General features: G+C 66.8%; 14 protein-coding genes and 2 pseudogenes. 9 read left to right on the forward strand and 7 right to left on the reverse strand.

Features of this window, described 5'->3' with window-relative positions; all coding sequences use genetic code 11:
- Nucleotides 1–13: 13 nt before the first annotated feature.
- Both DL544_RS04560 and DL544_RS04565 read right to left on the reverse strand, forming a co-directional pair.
- On the reverse strand, nucleotides 14–1,111 hold the full coding sequence (locus DL544_RS04560) for an XVIPCD domain-containing protein (protein ID WP_139726777.1): 1,098 nt from the start codon (nucleotides 1,109–1,111) through the stop codon (nucleotides 14–16).
- Nucleotides 1,112–1,143: 32 nt separating this feature from the next.
- Nucleotides 1,144–1,722 carry a hypothetical protein gene (locus DL544_RS04565; protein WP_050562684.1) on the reverse strand — a complete coding sequence of 193 codons (579 nt, stop codon included), beginning with the start codon at nucleotides 1,720–1,722 and terminating at the stop codon, nucleotides 1,144–1,146.
- Between the two features lie 241 nt (nucleotides 1,723–1,963).
- On the opposite strand from DL544_RS04565, the gene DL544_RS04570 reads away from it, so the two are divergent.
- From DL544_RS04570 to DL544_RS04580, 3 genes are all read left to right on the forward strand, one after another.
- Complete coding sequence (locus DL544_RS04570) at nucleotides 1,964–2,359, forward strand: DUF2946 family protein (RefSeq protein ID WP_134955759.1); 396 nt, start codon at nucleotides 1,964–1,966, stop codon at nucleotides 2,357–2,359.
- Between the two features lie 129 nt (nucleotides 2,360–2,488).
- Nucleotides 2,489–4,627: a TonB-dependent receptor gene (locus tag DL544_RS04575; RefSeq protein ID WP_176556898.1), complete on the forward strand. Its 2,139-nt coding sequence runs from the start codon at nucleotides 2,489–2,491 to the stop codon at nucleotides 4,625–4,627.
- An 11-nt stretch (nucleotides 4,628–4,638) separates the two neighbouring features.
- Nucleotides 4,639–6,144 carry a PepSY domain-containing protein gene (locus DL544_RS04580; RefSeq protein WP_139726778.1) on the forward strand — a complete coding sequence of 502 codons (1,506 nt, stop codon included), beginning with the start codon at nucleotides 4,639–4,641 and terminating at the stop codon, nucleotides 6,142–6,144.
- A gap of 9 nt (nucleotides 6,145–6,153) precedes the next feature.
- Here DL544_RS04580 and DL544_RS04585 read toward each other — a convergent pair whose 3' ends face one another.
- Both DL544_RS04585 and DL544_RS04590 read right to left on the reverse strand, forming a co-directional pair.
- Nucleotides 6,154–7,287, reverse strand: coding sequence for an MFS transporter (locus DL544_RS04585; RefSeq protein WP_111202072.1), 1,134 nt, complete (start codon nucleotides 7,285–7,287; stop codon nucleotides 6,154–6,156).
- A gap of 11 nt (nucleotides 7,288–7,298) precedes the next feature.
- Nucleotides 7,299–8,075 carry a DeoR/GlpR family DNA-binding transcription regulator gene (locus DL544_RS04590; protein ID WP_053499766.1) on the reverse strand — a complete coding sequence of 259 codons (777 nt, stop codon included), beginning with the start codon at nucleotides 8,073–8,075 and terminating at the stop codon, nucleotides 7,299–7,301.
- Between the two features lie 158 nt (nucleotides 8,076–8,233).
- Here DL544_RS04590 and smqnr point away from each other — a divergent pair.
- A pseudogene (smqnr, locus tag DL544_RS04595) lies at nucleotides 8,234–8,880 on the forward strand (SmQnr family pentapeptide repeat protein).
- A 3-nt stretch (nucleotides 8,881–8,883) separates the two neighbouring features.
- Here the strand turns inward: smqnr and DL544_RS04600 are convergent.
- Nucleotides 8,884–9,558 carry a class I SAM-dependent methyltransferase gene (locus tag DL544_RS04600; RefSeq protein ID WP_005415525.1) on the reverse strand — a complete coding sequence of 225 codons (675 nt, stop codon included), beginning with the start codon at nucleotides 9,556–9,558 and terminating at the stop codon, nucleotides 8,884–8,886.
- 99 nt (nucleotides 9,559–9,657) lie between these two features.
- The gene (locus tag DL544_RS04605) at nucleotides 9,658–11,037 is read right to left on the reverse strand and encodes an aminotransferase-like domain-containing protein (RefSeq protein WP_065177961.1); all 1,380 of its coding nucleotides are present in this window, start codon (nucleotides 11,035–11,037) and stop codon (nucleotides 9,658–9,660) included.
- Between the two features lie 132 nt (nucleotides 11,038–11,169).
- On the opposite strand from DL544_RS04605, the pseudogene DL544_RS04610 reads away from it, so the two are divergent.
- From DL544_RS04610 to DL544_RS04620, 3 genes and pseudogenes are all read left to right on the forward strand, one after another.
- Nucleotides 11,170–12,032: pseudogene (locus DL544_RS04610) on the forward strand (DMT family transporter).
- Between the two features lie 139 nt (nucleotides 12,033–12,171).
- Complete coding sequence (locus DL544_RS04615; RefSeq protein ID WP_235648629.1) at nucleotides 12,172–13,071, forward strand: SDR family NAD(P)-dependent oxidoreductase; 900 nt, start codon at nucleotides 12,172–12,174, stop codon at nucleotides 13,069–13,071.
- 38 nt (nucleotides 13,072–13,109) lie between these two features.
- A complete protein-coding gene (locus tag DL544_RS04620; protein ID WP_065185815.1) occupies nucleotides 13,110–13,988 on the forward strand; it encodes a LysR family transcriptional regulator in 879 nt (292 codons plus the stop codon).
- Nucleotides 13,989–14,348: 360 nt separating this feature from the next.
- On the opposite strand, the gene DL544_RS04625 is transcribed toward DL544_RS04620, so the two are convergent.
- Nucleotides 14,349–14,753, reverse strand: a complete 405-nt coding sequence (locus DL544_RS04625; protein WP_065185816.1) for a GFA family protein — start codon at nucleotides 14,751–14,753, stop codon at nucleotides 14,349–14,351.
- 171 nt (nucleotides 14,754–14,924) lie between these two features.
- Here DL544_RS04625 and DL544_RS04630 point away from each other — a divergent pair, with 171 nt between their 5' ends.
- Nucleotides 14,925–15,899 carry an Lnb N-terminal periplasmic domain-containing protein gene (locus tag DL544_RS04630; RefSeq protein WP_139728067.1) on the forward strand — a complete coding sequence of 325 codons (975 nt, stop codon included), beginning with the start codon at nucleotides 14,925–14,927 and terminating at the stop codon, nucleotides 15,897–15,899.
- Complete coding sequence (locus DL544_RS04635) at nucleotides 15,899–17,920, forward strand: esterase/lipase family protein (protein WP_005415532.1); 2,022 nt, start codon at nucleotides 15,899–15,901, stop codon at nucleotides 17,918–17,920. The genes DL544_RS04630 and DL544_RS04635 overlap by 1 nt, the downstream gene beginning before the upstream one ends.
- The last annotated feature ends 20 nt before the right edge of the window (nucleotides 17,921–17,940 follow it).

Here is a 17,940-nt window from a genome sequence, read left to right on the forward strand (position 1 = left end):
TGATGCGGCTGGGTCAGGCCATGGGCGGCGACGCCTGCTGTTGTGCCTGTTGCTCGTCCTGCGCCAGTCGGCTTGCGTCGCGGGATTGCTGCTGCACGTTGGCCTTCTGATACAGCATATCCACATCGCCCTGCTGCGTATCGAGCAGGGACAGGCGCTGGCGATTGGCGGCAGGGTCCGGCGAGGCGGTGTCGCCGCTGCGATGCAGGAATACGTAGCCGGGTGCCTCGGCGGTGCTGTTTGAACTGAATGCCACCTGCAGCGTGTCCTTTTCGCTGAAGCCGGCCTGCACCGCCGCGTGGGTCAGATGGCCTGCCAGTCGTTCGTGCTCCTGGCCGGGGGGCAGTCCCTGCTGTTCGCTGGCCTGGGCGAGTGCGGTACGCACTTTCTGGTCCAAGGCATGAAGGCTGTGCCCCGGTGCGCGCGCGTCCGCAGACAGACGCTCGCCCAAGGGGCCATCAATGCCATCGGTTTCGCTGAGCAGACGCTGCTTCAAGCTGCGCTCGGGCAGGGGATGAGTGGTGGTGCGGTTGAGTTCGCTGTTGGGGAAAGGGGGCTCAATGCTGTCCACGCCATGGATGTTGCGCAGCGGACGATAGCCGTCCTTGCCCTGTGACTGGACGCCCAGCGGAATGCGGACATCGGGCAGCAACTGGCCAACGGGGCCGCCGATGCTGTTCACGTCCAGGCTGTGCTTGCGCTGGATGCCGGCGTGATTCAATGCGCCCCAGGTGAAGTCCACGCAGTTGTGGCGCACGTCGGCATAGTGCTTGCTGAAGCCGTACTTCACTGGATCGTCGCCGAACGCCTTGAGCTTGTTGTACTGGGCTTCGGTGATTTCGATGGTGCGGACATGGGCGGGGTCCTTATAGACTTTCACGTCGTCTCTGACGATGCGCCCGGGACCATTCATGCTGCCATGCTCGACGGGTGCGAAGCCGAAACTCTGCGCCGCTTTACCTGTAGCATGCAGAACATAGAACATGTGGCCAGGCCCGGAAGTATCAGGAGTGCCATCGGGCGTCAGCTGCTGCTTTCCCGAATCGGGATCGAGCAGTGGGGTGCCGGGTGCGGCAATGACAATGTCCAGGCTGTAGCGGGGCTTGTTCATGGAAACTCCTTCGTTCCTTCGAATGAATGGTGTCACTTCCCTGCAGGACGCGAGGCGTGCACGACTAGCCTTGCCGAATAGTCTTGCAGTCCTGATATGGCATGGACCGTTTGAATCTGCAGCCGGTATCTGCTGTCGAGCTCCAGCGGCAGCGCTGTCACGTTCAGGAGGTAGTTGCCGTCGCTGCCTGATGCGAGCGAGGCATAGCGCCAGCTCTCAGAGTGGTGCCACGAGGGGAGCGGCTCAACACCGTTGCGCGCGCGTGCCTGATAGCTGTCCTGTGTTGCAATCTCCTGCCAGGTAGTGCCTTCCCGACGCTGCAGGGATACTTCGAATGGGATGTTGATACTTGCTATATCGGGCGTGCCCGTTGTGGCTGGACTTCGCCGCTGCAGTTCCAGTTCCACCGCATAAGTGCGGTAGCTGGCAAAATTGCGCGCCGTGGTTTCGAACTCGAACTGCACCTGCTGGCCGGGCGCGTCCACGGCGATGGGCTGTGAGAGTTCCAGCGGCTCTGGCGGTGGGGGCGGCCCCTTGTCGGCGCAGGCAGCAAGCAGCGCGGTCAGGCCGAGCAGGCTGATGCGCTGCCGGTGTGTGATGCGGGTGGTCATGCAGATTCCTCTGGCTCCTTGCCGTGGCCAATTGAACCCTAACGTTGGCGAGGCAGAGCCCGCAAGCGCAGGGACCGCGGTGTGGTGCGTTCACATGTCGCCGCGCGAGGCGAGCTCCTGCGTCACCGTGTCGCAGGGGGCAAACCCTGAACGGGGTCCAAGGTTGGGCACAGGCCCGTAGAATGGCCGGGTGCGTCATTCTGTCCTCCACCGCCGGTTCCAGGCCCTGGCTTGGCTTGCCATGCTGCTGGTGCTGCTCGCCCCGCTGGTGAGCCGCTGGCTTGCGCAGGGTCACGTGGCTGCCGCTGCGCCGGTGGCAGCCATGGACCACGCAATGCACGCAGAGCACGCGCTGCACGCGATGGAAGGGCACCACGACCATCACGCAATGGCCATGCCGCACGGCGAGACCGCAAAGAAGCCGCCCGCCGATCCGCATGCCGATCACGAGATGGGTGTGGACTGCGATTACTGCCTGATCGCTGCACGGCTGATCACCCTGCTGGTGGCGGCCGTGCTGCTGTTGGCGCCGATGGTACCGGTGTGCCGCGCACTGCGCGGCGCGGTGCAGGCGTTGCCGCAACGAATCGGCGGCACGTTGGGAGCGCGTGGGCCACCGGCACTGATGGCTGCCTGAGCCGCACGCGCGTTGCACTGATCGTTTTTCCATGAGGTTGCCGGCCACGGCCGGTGCCCGCACGCGCGTGTCTGTCCCTTTCTGATTGCTGCCCTGCCATCGCGGGGTGGCCTTGCATGCCGTGAAAAAATGAAAACGAACCCCAACTCCGCGCGCCTGCGACGGGCGACGCTGCCTGTCCTGTGCGCGTTGCTCCTGCATGCTGCGCCCCTGCTTGCCGCCGACGCGGCACCCCCGACCACGCTGGAGACCGTGCGCGTGGTCGATGCTCGCAGCGGTGAGCTGTCATCCACCGCCAGCGCAGGCTCTGCGTTGGGCTTGAGCGTGCTGCAGACGCCGGCCAGCCTGACGGTAATTTCGCGCGAACAGCTGGATCAGCGCGGCGACAGCAACCTCAGCGATGCGATCAGCCGAGCGGGTGCGATCAGTGCGATGCCGCATCCGGGCAATGGCCTGAGTGCGCTGTCCAGCCGCGGCTTCACCGATGGCGCCTCGGTGATGCGCCTGTACGACGGGCTGCGCCAGTACGGCGGCGTGGGCATCACCTTCCCGTTCGATACCTGGTCGATCGAGCGCATCGAAGTACTGCGCGGGCCGGCCTCGGTCATCCACGGCGACGGTGCGATCGGCGGGGTGATCAACATCGTGCCGAAGAAGCCCTCGCGCGGCGCCATCGAAAACGAGATCAGCGTGACCGTGGGTAGCGAGGACACCGCGCGCCTGGGTTTCGGCAGTGGCGGCGCGCTGACGCCCGAGCTGGCCTACCGGCTGGATGTGAGCGGCAACTACAGCGGTGGCTGGGTCGATCGGGGACGCAACGGCGATGCCACCTTCTCCGGCGCGCTGCTGTGGCAGCCGCGCACCGACCTGCAGCTGACCTTGACCCACGCGCAGGGCCATCAGAAGCCGATGCGCTACTTCGGCAAGCCGCTGGTGGAGGGACGCCAGTTGGACGCGCTGCGCCATCGCAACTACAACGTGGACGACAGCGAGATCCGTTATCGCGACCGCTGGACCCAGCTTGATGCGCTGTGGACACCGAACGCGAACGTGGAATGGCGCACGCGCCTCTACCAGATCGACAGCCAGCGCGATTGGCGCAACGCCGAGGCCTATGTCTACAACCCGCGCACCGGCCTGATCGATCGCTCGGGCAACACCCAGATCACCCACAACCAGGACCAGACCGGGCTGACCTCGACGCTGCGCGTGCAGGGCAATGTGGGCGGTAGGGCGAACAGCTTCGCGGTGGGCCTGGACGCCAACCGCGCGCACTTCAAGCACACCAACAACACCTATACGGGCAGCTCCGGCCCGGTCGATCCGTTCCATCCGGTGCCGGGCCAGTTCGCCAGCGACGCGCCGAACCTGCCGCGCTACCGCAACGCCGCCGAGCAGTACGCGCTGTTCGTGGAAGACCGGTTGGCGCTGAGCGAGCGCTGGTCGGTGCTGGCTGGCCTGCGCCACGATCGCGCGCGCATCGATCGCACCGATCTGATCAGTGGCCAGAACGCGTTCTCGAAAACCTACAGCAGCACCGGCTGGCGCGCCGGCACGGTATTTGCGCTGCAGCCGACGCTGAGCCTGTATGCGCAGTACTCGCAGGCGGCAGATCCGGTCAGTGGACTGCTGATGATCAGCCCCGCGAATGGAGCGTTCGATCTAGCCAAGGGGCGGCAGATCGAGGTGGGCCTGAAGCAGGCGTTCGACGGTGGCGAGTGGACGCTGGCGGCGTACCGCATCCGCAAGACCGGGCTGCTCAGCCGCGATCCGCTGGTGCCTGATCGCCGCGTGCAGGTGGGCGCGCAGACCTCGCGCGGTATTGAAGCGTCGTTGACCTGGAATGTCGCGCCGCACTGGACGCTGGATGCCAACGCGACGGTGCTGAAGGCCGAATTCGAGGACTTCCTGGAAACCACGGGTTCGCCGGCGGTGCTGGTATCGCGTGATGGCAACGTGCCGCCTAACGTGGCCGAGCGCCTGGCCAGTGCGTGGCTCAGCTGGCAGTTCGCACCGGACTGGAGTGCGGCGGGGGGCGTGCGTTACGTCGGCAAGCGCTACGCCGACAACGCCAACACATTGGAGCTGCCCGGCTACAGCACCACCGACCTGGCGCTGACCTGGCAGGCGGCACCGCGCACGCGGGTGAGCGCGCGCCTGTTCAACGTGTTCGACAAGGCGTACTACGCCACCGCGTACTACACCAGTACGCAGTGGTTGCTGGGTGCAGACCGGCGCGTCGAATTCACTGTTGACCATCGCTTCTGAGGACGCTGGCGATGACGCTGCGATCCACCGCCAAGCGCTGGACCTACCTGGTGCACCGCTGGCTGGGCATCGGCGGATGCCTGCTGATGCTGCTGTGGTTCGTCAGCGGCATGGTGATGCTGTTCATTGGTTACCCGAAGCTGACACCCGGTGAGCGGCTGGCGGCGTTGCCGGTGCTGGGTGAGGCCCGCGACCTGCAGGGGCTGTCGGTACTGCCGGCTGCCGTGCAGGCCGAGCCGGAGGCTGTGGCATTGACCACACTGCGTGGCGAGCCGGCGTATGTGGTGCGAAGTGGCAGCAACGTGGGCGCCTGGTCTGCCGTGACCGGCCAGGCGCTGCTGCCGGTGTCGGCACAGCGTGCCGAAGCGTCCGCTGCACAGTTCGCGGGCGGCCCGGCCTTCGTGGGTGCGATGCGCCTGGACGAGGACCGCTGGACGCATTCGCGCGCTCTGGATGCGCATCGGCCGCTGTATCGCGTCGAGGTGGGCGGTGAGCAACCGGGCGACGTGTATGTGTCTTCGCGTACCGGCGAAGTGGTGCTGGACGCCCCGCATGTGCAGCAGCGCTGGAACTACGTGGGTGCCTGGCTGCACTGGTTGTATTTCCTGCGCATGCAGTCGGTGGATCCAGTGTGGACGTGGGTGGTGATCGTGCTGTCCGCACTGTGCACGCTGGCGGCGGTCAGCGGCATCGTGGTGGGTGTGTGGCGCTGGCGTTTCCGTGGGCACTATCGTTCCGGTGCGAAGACACCGTACGTCGAGCCGTGGATGCGCTGGCACCATCTGATCGGTCTGGTGGCAGCGGCCTTCGTGTTCACCTGGATCTTCAGTGGCCTGATGTCGATGAATCCATTGGGTGTCTTCAGCAGCACGCATGCTGCGATCGACGGTGGGCGCTATCGTGGCGGCGCTGTGGCGGTGGATGGCGCGTTGGGCGATCCGGCGAAGCTTCTGGCGGTGGCCGATGCTGAGTGCTTCCGCCCAGTTGAGATCCAGTGGCGGCGCATCGGTGGTGAGCTGTTCGCGGTGCTGCTGGACGGGCAGGGCGAGACCCGCATCGTGTCCGGCAGCGACGAGCATCTGCAGGTTGCGCACTTGCTGCCGGCCGCGTGGCTGCAGCAGAAGGCGCGTGCGCTGTCCGCTGCGCCGATGCAGGGCTTCGTGGTGCAGCAGACAGCGGATGCCTACTTCTATCCGCGTGCACCGGAAGCCATGAACGGCGCAGCAGTGCGCCGCTTCCCGGTGGCCGTGGTGGACTTCGGTGATGCCGAGGCGACGCGCGTCTATCTCGATCTGGCGACCGGCGATCCGTTGCTGACGATGGGGCATCGCGAGCGGGTGGGGCGCTGGTTGTTCTACTTCCTGCACAGCTGGGACCTGCCGGCGATGCTGCGCCAGGAAGGTACCCGGCTGGCGGTGCTGCTGCTGCTGAGCGCTGCTGGCACCGCACTGTGTGCCACGGCGACGGTGATCGGCTATCGGCGATTGCGGATGAAGCTGCGGCGCAGGCGGCGCTGATGCCCTGGGCTACACCCGCAGCCAGCGCGTGGACACCGCCACCAACAACAAGGCCGTGGCCACGCCGACGAACGCGGCGATCAGGCCGAAATGGTCTGCGGCGAAGCCGATCAGTGCCGGTCCGGCAAGGATGCCGGCAAAGCCGAGCGTGGACACGGCAGTGATCGCCAGCGCGCCGGGCATGCGGGTCTGGTGACCGGCCAGCGAGAACAGCGCGGGCGCGATGTTGGCGCAACCGAGGCCGACCAACACGTAGCCGACCAGCGACGCCTGCCACGGCGTGACCAGGGTCAGCACCAGCACGCCCGCAGTGGCAAGCAGAGCACCGAAGACGATCGCGCGCTGGCGGCCGACGCGCGCCACCAGTGCGTCGCCGAACAGGCGCGCCACGGTCATGGTCAGGGTGAAGGTCACGTAGCCGACGCCGGCCAGGCTGGCATCGACGCGCCGCACATCGCTGAGGAACACCGCGCTCCAGTCGAGCATCGCGCCTTCACCGAGGAAGGCGACGAACGCCAGCACGCCGATGAACAACACGATGCCGTGCGGCAGGGCCAGCATCGGTGTGTCGTGCGGCATGCGTTCGCTGTGCCAGTGCGCTGCCGACAACAGCATCACCAGCAGCATGGCGCCAACGCCGATCAGCACCGATGCCAAGGGCGGCAGCTGTGCGGACAGCAGCACGGTCATGGTGGCCGCGCCGAGGAAACCACCGATGCTGAAGAAGGCATGGAAGCCGGACATCATTACGCGCCGTGCTTCGCGCTCGACGATGACGGCCTGTACGTTCATCGTGCAGTCCATCGCGCCCACGGCGGCGCCGAACACGAACAGCACCAGCCCCAGTTTCCAGGCCGAGCCGGCCAGGGCCAGGCCGGGCACGGTCAGGCAGATCAGCAGGCTGCTGGCCACCATCACCCGCCGGCAACCGAGGCGCGCGGCCAGCACGCCGGACAACGGCATTGCCAGCAGCGAACCGGCACCGAGGCAGAGCAGTACCAGCCCCAGCGTGGCGTCGTTGATCCCGGTGCGTGCCTTGGCGAACGGCACCAGGGTGGCCCACAGCGCGGTGGCGAAGCCGGGAATGAAGAACGCAGCGCGGGTCGCGTGCTGTTCGGCACGCGCGCGGTTGGCAAGGGACATGAGCGATACGGTCAGGGGGGAGTGGGGTGTACCGCGATGCCGGCGGCGCGGAAGCGCGCCGCCAATGCGGGCGGCGCGGTGGTGGTCAGCACCAGGTCGTCGATCTCGTCGAGGCTGGCGATCTGCCAGTGGCCGCGGGCACCGAGCTTTTCAGTAGTGGCGGCGACGATGACGCGGCTGCTGCACGCGACCATCGCGCGCTTCAGCGTGGCCTCTTCTGCATCCATTGCCCATACACCAGTATCGCCGTCCACCGCGCAGGGGCCGGGCAGGTACACGTCGGCGCGCAGGCGCTGCACCTGGGCCAGTGCTTCTGCGCCGACCGCACCGCCACCGCTGGCCAGGCGGCCGCCGATCAGCTGCACCGAGGTGCCATCAAGCATGCTGGCGGCCGTGGCGATCTGTGGCGCATTGGTGATCACCGTCAAGCCGAGGGCGGGCGGCAACTGCTGGGCGATCGCCAGGTTGGTTGAACCGGCATCGAGCAGTACAACCTGATTGGGTTGCAGCAACGCGCAGACGCGGGCGGCCAGCTCGGCCTTGTCGCCGCGGTCGCGGGTCAGGCGCTCGCGCAGCGGGCGTTCCTTGGGCGGTGGCAGCACGGCGCCGCCGTAGACACGCTGGCACAGGCCCTGTGCGGCCAGCTCGCGCAGGTCGCGGCGGATCGAATCTTCGGAGACGGCATAGCGGCGCGCCAGTTCGGCAGCGACCACGCGGCCCTGCTGGCGCAGTTCTTCGAGGATCTGCCGAGTGCGTTGGGCGGGGAGGGGGCTGGGGTCTGAGCTCATGCCATAAGTCTGCACATTCGTGCATAAATGTGCAACAACGTGCAATTGGCATCGGGGACACAGCGCGGCTGGACTGCCGGTGAATCCTCCCGCGCCCACGTCTATGGATCGCCCTCGCGGCCCGGCATCATGGCGGGGCACCTGGCATGGAATCCACGATGTCCCCCACCGTTCATCGCAAGCTGCGCATCGGCGCGGACCAGTACACCGGCCAGAAAGTGGTCGACCAGCAGTTCCACGAATGCGATTTTTCCAGCGTGGACCTGACTGCCACCGAGTTCATCAACTGCAGCTTCTATGACGCCGAAAGCCGCAGTGGCTGCCGCTTCAACGGCGCCACGCTGAAGGAAGCCAGCTTCCGCAGCTGCGACATCAGCATGTGCCACTTCAATTTCGTCAAGGCATTGGGCCTGGAAATCAGCGAGTGCCGCGCGCAAGGCGCGGATTTCAGCAACGCCAGCTTCATGAACCAGATCACCCGCGCAGCGGGTTCTGCAGTGCCTTCATCAAGAAGTCGAACCTGCGCTATGCCAATTTCTCGCGGGTGACGCTGGAAAAGTGCGAGCTGTGGGAAAACCGCTGGGACGGTGCAAACGTCAGCGGCGCCAGCTTCGCCGGCTCGGACCTGTCCGGTGGCCAGTTCGAGGGCATCGACTGGAGCAGCGCCAACTTCACCGGCTGTGACCTGACCCACTCGGAGCTGGGTGAGCTAGACCTGCGCAGCACCAACCTGCGTGGCGCCACGCTGGATGTGCAGCAGGTGGCGCTGTTGATGCAGCGCATCGGCATCACCGTGGTGCCGTAGGCATCACCCGGCGTACGCCACCCAGCCCCTGAAGCTGAAGCCTGCATAGAACAGCTCCACGCCGTCGAAGCCGGCCTCCTGCAGCAGGGCGACCTCCTGTTCGGGCGCCAGCAGCGGCAGCCGCTCGGCAATGGCCTCGATCGCGCGCTGCGCATCGGCGTGGGCAACACCCGAGGCATGGGCGAACGCGGCGTAGCGCTGCAACCAGCGGAGCTTGCCGGCCGGATCCTGCGGCACGCTGTGGTGCGCCACCACCAGCGGCGCGCCGGGCTGCAGGCGCCTGTGCAGCTCGCGCAGCGTGTGCAGGCGCTGCGCGGCATCGAGGAAGTGCAGGGTGAGCAGGCAGCTGGCACCATCGAAGCGCGCGTCCGGGGCATCGTCGATGTAGCCTTCCAGCAGTTCGACGCGTGCGTTCAACGGGCCCAGTGTCTGCTCGGCCAGCGCGAGCATCGGCGCGGCCGGATCCACGCCCAGCAACTGCCAGCCCGGCTGCGCCTCGGCAAAGGCTTTCAGCTCCAGCCCGCCACCGGCACCGAGTACCAGTACGCGGCCCTGCGCAGGAACACGTTCGGCCAGCAGCAGGCGGCTCATCTGCTGCAACGCGAGGAACCCAGGCACCTGGCGCAGTGGCGCTTCGGCATAGCGGGCCACCGCCTGTGGGTCGGAGAACGTGGACATGCGCGGATTCCTGCAGCAGGGGACATACCACTGTACCGTGGCATGCAAGTGCCTTTGCTGCGGAACACTCCTAGCTGCGTTGACCGGCTTGCATCCAGCTCAGCGCAATGCCCGCGCCAGCACTTGCCAGATCCGTGCGTCCTGGCATTGCGATACGTTGAAGCGCAGATAGTCGGCCGCGCGCTGCGACTGGCTGAACGCGTTGCCCGGTGCCAGCACGATGCCCTCGCGCAGGCACTGCCGGGCCAGCGCGGCGGAATCACGGCAATCGGGCAGCTGGCACCACAGGAACAGGCCCGCTTCCGGTTGCAGCCACGGCGTGATTCCCAGCGTGTGCAGCTTGCGCAGCGTGTGCCGGCGGGCATCGGCCAATCGCGAACGCACCGATTGCATGTGGCGTCGGTAGCCACTGTCGGTCAGCGCGATGTGCATCAGCTGCGCGGCCAGATGGCCACCGCCGAAGCTGGTCGCCAGCTTCAGGTCGGTCAACGCTTCGATCCAGTCATGGCGTGCAGCGATGTAGCCGCAGCGCGAGGCTGCCGACAGCGTCTTGGAGAAACTGCCGACGTGGATCACCCGTGACAGCCCGTCGAGCGCAGCCAGCCGCGGCGCCGGCTGCAGTTCGAAGTCGGCGAAGATGTCGTCCTCGACGATGATCAACTCGCTGCGTTCGGCCAGGCCCAGCAGGCGGTGCGCGGTGCTGGCCGAAAGCACCGCACCGGTCGGGTTGTGCAATCCGGAATTGGTGATGTACAGCCGCGGCGAATGGTCCTGCAATGCACGATCGAACGCTTCAAGGTCCGGGCCGGTGGGCGTGTACGGCACACCCACTGCCTGTACCTGGTGCGCCTTCAGCAGCGCGTGGTAGTTGAAGTAGCTCGGGTCATCGACCAGCACGCAGTCGCCGGGCTTGAGCAGGAAACGGCAGATCAGGTCGACCGCGTGCGTCCCGGATTCGGTCAGCAGGATCTGCTCCATCGGTGCATCGATGCCGAGCGTGGCGCTGCGCCTCTGCAGCAGCTGGCGCAACGCGGGCAGCCCGAGTGGGCCGGCGTAGTCGACCAGATGCACTGCATCGGCACGCGCCAGCCGACGCAGGCCGCGGCGCATGCCATCGTGATACAGCCAGTTACTGGGCATCCAGCCGCACCCTGGCTTGAGATCGCCCGCGGGCGTTTCCAGCGATTGCCGTGACACCCACAGCGGATCCACCGCGCGGTCCAGCCGTGGCTCCATTTCGGCCAGCGCCAGCGGTGCGGCCGGGCCACTGACGTAGAAGCCCGAGCCTGCGCGTGCACTGATCAGGCCTTCGGCCGCCAGGCGCTCGTAGGCCTCGACCACGGTGGAGACCGACACCCCCATCGCTGCCGCCTGCGCGCGCACCGAAGGCAGGCGGGAGCCGGGGCCATCGACCCGCGCGGTGATGCGGTTGCGGACCGCCTGGATGACCGATTCGATGCGGGTAAGCGGACGTGGCATGTCAGCACTGTAGTGGAAGTGTGGGCAATACAGTTCTTTGCGACTGTACTGGATTGTAGCTGGGGCGGTTCCGCCATGGATGCTTCCATACAGGCTCCGCCAGGCGTCGCCTGGCACTTCAGGATCACAGGCGTGGAACGGTCGGCGAGCGGTTGGATCAATGGCTTCATCGGGTGGTGATTTTCGCGGGCTCGTTGCCGGCCACCCGCCTGGCGGTGCTGCAGCTGGATGCCGGGTTCGTCACCGCCGCACGCGCCACCATCGCCGCCGTGCTTGGCCTGGCGCTGCTGCTTATGCTGCGCCAGCCGTGGCCGCGGCGCGGTGACCTGCCTGGGCTGGTGGTGGTCAGCCTCGGCGTTGTGGTCGGTTTTCCACTGCTGACCGCGCTTGCGCTGCGCCACGCGTCATCGGCACATACCATCGTGTTCCTCGGCCTGTTGCCGCTGAGCACTGCGCTGTTCGGCGTGCTGCGCGGTGGCGAACGGCCGCGCCCGGCGTTCTGGTTGTTCTCGTTGTTGGGCAGCGCCTGCGTGGTGGGCTATGCGGTGCGCAACGGCATCGAGGCGTCCTTGCAGGCTGACCTGCTGATGCTCGCGGCCATCGTGGTGTGCGGGCTGGGCTATGCCGAAGGCGGCCGGCTGGCCCGTCATCTGGGCGGCTGGCAGGTGATCAGCTGGGCACTGCTGCTGGCGTTGCCGGTGATGCTGCCGTTGACGGTGCTGATGCGCCCGGCCTCGTTCACTGCGGTCGGTGCCTCGGCGTGGTGGGCGCTGGGCTACGTGGCGGTGTTCAGCATGCTGATCGGCTTCCTGTTCTGGTACCGCGGGCTGGCGCAGGGCGGCATCGCCGCTGTCGGCCAGTTGCAGTTGCTGCAGCCGTTCTTCGGCCTGGCCCTGGCCGCGCTGCTGCTGCACGAATCGGTCAGCCTCAGCATGGTGCTGGTGACCGCGGTCGCGGTGATCTGCGTGGCAGGCGCCCGCCGCTTCAGTCGCTAGGAAAAAGGGGACGGAGGGGATTAAGTCGTAACTGGCCCTGCTGTGCCTGAAACGACTTAATCCCCTCCGTCCCCTTTTTCGGTGATAGCGCGGGCGTATCGTGCGGCGTGGTCAATGGTATTGGCCGCAACCTGGGTGCATGGCCGAAGCTGTGCCGATGCAGCCGATTTCCCGAATTTCCTTTGAAGGTCAGGTTGGCCTGGTGACGGGTGCCGCCGGTGGACTCGGCCTGGCCTACAGCCGCCTGCTGGCCGAGCGCGGTGCGCAGGTACTGATGCATGACGTCGGTGCCGGTACCGATGGCCGAGGCGCAGATCCGCAGCGCATCCTGCGCAGCGTCGAAGTGCTGCAGGCGCAGGGTCTGCAGGTGCAGGCCGCAAGCGGTCCCATCGGCCATCGCGACGGTTGCCATGCGCTGGTGCAGGAGCTGCCGCAGGCGCACGGCCGCATCGACTTCCTGATCCACAACGCGGGCTGGGTCGAGTACCAGCCGCTGGAAGCGGTCGAGGACGATGCGCTGGAGCAGATGCTGTGCCTGGCGGCGAAGACGCCGTTGTGGCTGGCGCAGGCGGCATGGCCGGCGATGCGCGAGGCCGGTGGTGGACGCATCGTCATCACTACGTCGGATCGCGCGTTGTATCCGCAGTACGCACAGCGTGGACTGTCCGCCTATGCAATGGGCAAGCTGGCTGCGCTTGGCCTGGTCAATGTTCTGGCGCTGGAAGGCTCCGAGCATGGCATCGTGGTCAACGCTGTTTCGCCGGTGGCGAAGACACGCATGTGGGGCATCGAAGGCGAGCCCGACGAACTGCATCCGGAAGCTGTTGCGCAAGGGGTGGCCTATCTGGCATCCACGCGCTGCCAGGAAGGTGGGTGGACACTGCGTGCCAGCAACGGGCAGTTCCATGCACTGCGCCTGCAGGAAGCCGAGCATGTGGCGTACCCGCGCGATCTGCGTGCGGTGACTGCTGACAGCATCGAATCGGTCGCACTGCAGTGGCCGGCCATCGCCCGCGCCAGTGTGGACGCGCGCAGCTGACGGCGTACCCTAGGCAGGTTTCCACTGCCGGCACCGAGATGATCGACCTGCGCCTGCTTCGCCAGTTCGTGGCCGTGGCCGAAGAGCTGCATTTCCACCGCGCTGCAGCGCGCCTGCACATGTCGCAGCCCCCGCTGACGGCGGCGATACGACGCCTGGAAGACGAACTGGGCAGCGAACTGATCGTGCGCGGCAATCGCACCCTGGGCCTGACCGTGGCCGGGCAGACGTTGCTGGTGGAGGCGCGGGCAACGTTGCAGCAGGCCGAGCAGGCGCTGCAGCGCACCCGCGCCGCCGCCGCCGGGCAGTCCGGCAGCCTGCGCGTGGGCTATGTGGGCAGTGCGCTGTATGGGCGCCTGCCTGGCCTGATCCGCCGCTTCCGCCAGCAGTACCCGCAGGTACAGCTGCACCTGCAGGAAGCCACATCGCGTCAGCAGCAGTTGTGGCTGCGTGAGCAGCGCATCGACGTCGGCGTGCTGATTCCACCGATTCCCGCCGCCGAGCTGGTGCTGCACGACTTCGACCACGATTGCCTGGCAATTGCGCTGCCACGTGCCCATGCGCTCGCCGATGCGCCGGAGCTCAACATCGCGATGCTGGCCGACGAGCCGTTCGTTTCATGGCCAGCGGGCGAGGGCATCGGCTTCCACGCGCAGGTGCTGGGCCTGTGCACCGTTGCGGGCTTCACCCCGCGCGTGGTGCAGGAAGCGCAGGGCATGCATGCGGTGTTGTCGTTGGTGGCGGTGGACGCTGGCGTGGCAATCGTTCCAGCCAGCATGGCCTGCTTCCGCCCGCAGGAGATCGTCTATCGCGCGCTGGAAAGCGATGCCGCGCGCTTCGATCTGCCGTTCTGCACGCGGCCAGAGCAACCGTCGCCGCTGCTGCGCAATTTCCTGGAGGCGGCGGCCGGGGCCTGACGCCGCCTGTGCGTTCGCCCGCGGCAATGCACGACCATGGAACTAGGCTCCGGTGATTCCCGTCGTGCACCGTCGAGCAAGGAAGCCCCACTCCGGGCCCTACCGTCATCCCGTTGTCGTCTTCCGCTCACGCCGCCCATGCCCACCCAGGTCTAATGTTGATCGTCCCCGTCCCCCACGGAGACCCGCCATGTGGCTGCTCGACCATCTCTGGCCCGGCCGTAGACCGCTTCCTCCCCCGGTCGCGGACGCGCCGCAGGTGCCGCCACGCCGGCCCTGGCTGAAACGCCCTGTGCGGGCCGGGCGCAGCGGCATGGCTCCCTGGCAGAAGGTCGCCACGCCGCTGCGGCGCGCGCGCCACTAGGCGCCGCGGTCGGCCGGGTGGTTGACCCCGTCGTTGACCGGGATCACCCCCAGCGCGAACGGGTCGATGCCCTCCAGACACGCCACGTTGTAACCGTACTGGTCCGGGTTGGAGCGGCGCCGGTGATGGGTGTAGATGCCGCACACGTCGCAGAAGTAGTGCTCGGCCACATGGGTGTTGAACTGGTACAGCTGCAGGTGGTTCTGCCCGCGCACGACCTGCAGGCCCGCGCGGGCAACGCTGGCTGCAATGGCACCCCGGCGCCGGCACATCGAGCAGTCGCAACGGCGCGGGTCGACGATGCCGTCCGGCAGGTCCAGCAGCAGCTCGACCGTGCCGCAGTGGCAGGTTGCGCGGTGCTGGGGTTGGACCGGAACGCCGGCCACGGAAGTGATGCCCATCGTTGCTCCTGTGAAGTGAACCTGGCCGCATGGACCGCCGCAGACGGTGCGCCGGCGTGCCTGAACAGGCCGTAGATGCCACGGTGAACCCGCTTGTGGCTAACTATGCGGCTTCGGGACCGCGACAGGATGCCAGTGAAAGCCGCAGGACGTTGGATGACAGGAAGTGCCATGGCGCTGGCAGCGCTGTGGGTGGCCGGGCTGCTGGCCTATCAGATGCCGGGGCCGGGCTGGCTGGCGAAGGGCATTGCGGTGCTGTGGCTGCTGTTTGCGCTGTGGGCGTCGTGGCGGGTCGCGCGTGGTCGCAGCAACCGCCGCCTCGGCATGGCGTATGGCGCTGCGCTGGTGCTGGCCGGCCTGTGGTGGCTGCTGCTGACCCCACGCCAGGACCGCGTGTGGGCCGATGACGTGGCCCAGCGCCTGCATGTGGTGTCCTTCGACGGGCGCCACGTGGTGTTCGACAACGTGCGCGATTTCACCTGGCGCAGCGAAACCGACTACGACGCGCGCTGGTTGCGCCGCGAATACGACCTGGACCAGTTGCGCTCGGCCGATCTGGTGCTGTCGTACTGGATGGGCCCGGCGATCGCCCACACCCTCATCTCGTTCGGTTTCGAGGACGGTCGCCACGTGGTGTTCTCGCTGGAGATCCGCAAGGAGCGCGGCGAATCGTTTTCGGCACTGGGCGGGTTCTTCCGCAAGTTCGAGATGACCCTGGTGGCCTCGGAAGAGACCGACATCATCCGCACCCGCACCAACGCGCGTGGCGAGGATGTCTATCTGTACCGCCTGCACGGCATGGACCACGCGCAGCTGAAGGAACTGTTTGCCGCGTACATCGCGCAGGCGCGCGAACTGGATGCGAAGCCGGGCTTCTACAACACGCTCACCAGCAACTGCACCACCATCGTCTTCGACCTGGCCCGCCACATCGCGCCGCGCCTGCCGCTGGACTACCGCCTGCTGCTGTCCGGGTATCTGGCCGAGTATGCGCAGGAGGTCGGCGCACTCACCCCAGGCGTGCCTTATGCCGAGCTGCATGACAAGGGCCGCATCACCCAGCGTGCATTGGACCTGGGCAGCGGCGACCACTTCTCCACCGTGATCCGCCAGGGCGTACCTGGCACCGAGCAGGACCCGCAGTAATGACTCGACTCCTCCTGATCCGCTGGCAGCGTGCGCTGCCGGTGTTGTTCGCCGCCTTCCTGCTGCTGGGCAGCAGTGGTTGCGCGATGGTCACCGTCAAGCAGGTCAAATCCAGCGATTCGCTGGTCAACAAGCGTGCCGACGTGCTCAATACCGGCAAGCTCAGCCCCGCTGCGCGCGAGACGCTAAGCGCGGCAGGCCTGGACGAATCGCAGTGCGAGAAGGACTTCCTGGTCTGCCGCAGCACGCTGCTGATGACCGACGATCTCAATGTCGAGCAGCGGCTGTCTGCGCTGTCCGAACTGTGGGTGAAGGCCGCGCTGGCGCTGACGCCGAAGAAGACCGCAGCCGGCGATCCGCCGATGAGCGACGCAGCGCTGGACGCTTGGCTGGAAGCCGCGCGCTACGCCTATGCCTACCTGTTCTACAGCGGCCGCTCACCATCGGATCGCGCCTTCGAAGACCGGCAGACGCAGGTGCGTGACTACTACAACTACGCGGCCGAGAAGGCGGCGGTGGTGCTGTTCGTCCGCGCGCGCGCCGCTGCGTTGGCTGGCGAGGACTACACGAAGCCGATCTCGGTTGGCAGCTGGTCGCTGGCTTCCAACTACCAGCAGCTGAACCTGAAGAGCATTCCCGCGCAGCTGGTGCCGGCCGGCACGGTCAGCTTCGTCGGGCTGCGCAGTACTTATCGCCGTGATGGCTTCGGTGCCGAGCTGGTGATGGTGATGGACCCGCCGAAGCTGGTCGCACCGGTGATCGCGCCTGAGGGCCCGAAGGCGGAGACACCGCAGGATGACGAAGAGGGCGCACGCCGTGGCCGCCGTCATCGGCATGACGATTCGGTGCCCGAGTTCAGCGAGATGTCCTCGATCAACGTCACCGCGTTGCTGCGCTTCGAAGGCAGCAGCCTGGACGATGTGATGCGGACGCGCCGGGTTGAACTGGATGCCTATTCGCCGGAAGCTACCGAGCGCATCACCCTGCACGGCGAACAGGTGCCGCTGGCCGGCAATTTCACCGCGGCCTACGGCCTGTGGCTTGCCCAGAGCGGTTTCGCCCGGCAGTCACTGCGCACCCTGTTCGGCATGAGCGAGGGCATCGGCGAGCCACACATCTACCTGATGCAGCCGTGGGACCCGAACCGCCGCATCATCTTCATGCTGCACGGCCTGGCCAGCAGCCCGGAAGCCTGGGTGAACCTGGCCAACGAGATCATGGGCGACCCCGAGCTGCGCCAGCAGTTCCAGGTGTGGCAGGTCTATTACCCGACCAACGCACCGATCGCGCTGAACCGCTACGAGATCGCCAATGCGTTCAACGACACGCTGAAGCACTTCGATCCCAATGGCAGCACGCGTGCATCGAAGGACATGGTCTACATCGGCCACAGCATGGGCGGCGTGCTCGCGCGGCTGCTGGTGAGCGATTCCGGTGACGTGCTGTGGAACGACCTGCTGGCCAACTATGACCTGAAGGGCGAGCGTCTGAAGCGCGTGCAGAACAAGCTGGGGCCGTTGCTGCATTTCAAGGCACAGCCGAACGTGGAGCGTGCGATCTTCATCGCTGCGCCGCACCAGGGCACCGATATTGCCGGCAACAAGGTCGGGCGCCTGCTGGGCCGGCTGGTGCGCCTGCCACTGACCATCCTCGGCAAGTTCGAGGACGTGTTCATGGCGCTGGCGCAGGCCGAGCAGCAGGTCGATGGCACGGCCAAGCCGAAGATTCCCAACAGCATCGACAACCTCAAGGCCAGCGATCCGTTCGTCAAGGCCGCAGCGCAGCTGCCGATCGAAGCGGGACTGAAGTACCACTCGATCATCGCCCAGCGCAAGCCGGAGCTGCCGGTGGACAAGTCCGATGACGGACTGGTGCCGTACTGGAGTGCGCATCTGCCGGGTGCACAGTCGGAGAAGGTCATCATTTCCGGCCACAGCGTGCAGGAGACCCCGCAAGCGGTGCTGGAAGTGCGGCGCATCCTGCACCGGGATATCGATGACGTGGGGACGGGGACGCGGTAGTGCCAGCCGCTGGCCGGCAC

The sequence above is a fragment of the Stenotrophomonas sp. pho genome (assembly GCF_006228405.1).
GTDB classification, from domain to species: Bacteria; Pseudomonadota; Gammaproteobacteria; order Xanthomonadales; family Xanthomonadaceae; genus Stenotrophomonas; species Stenotrophomonas sepilia.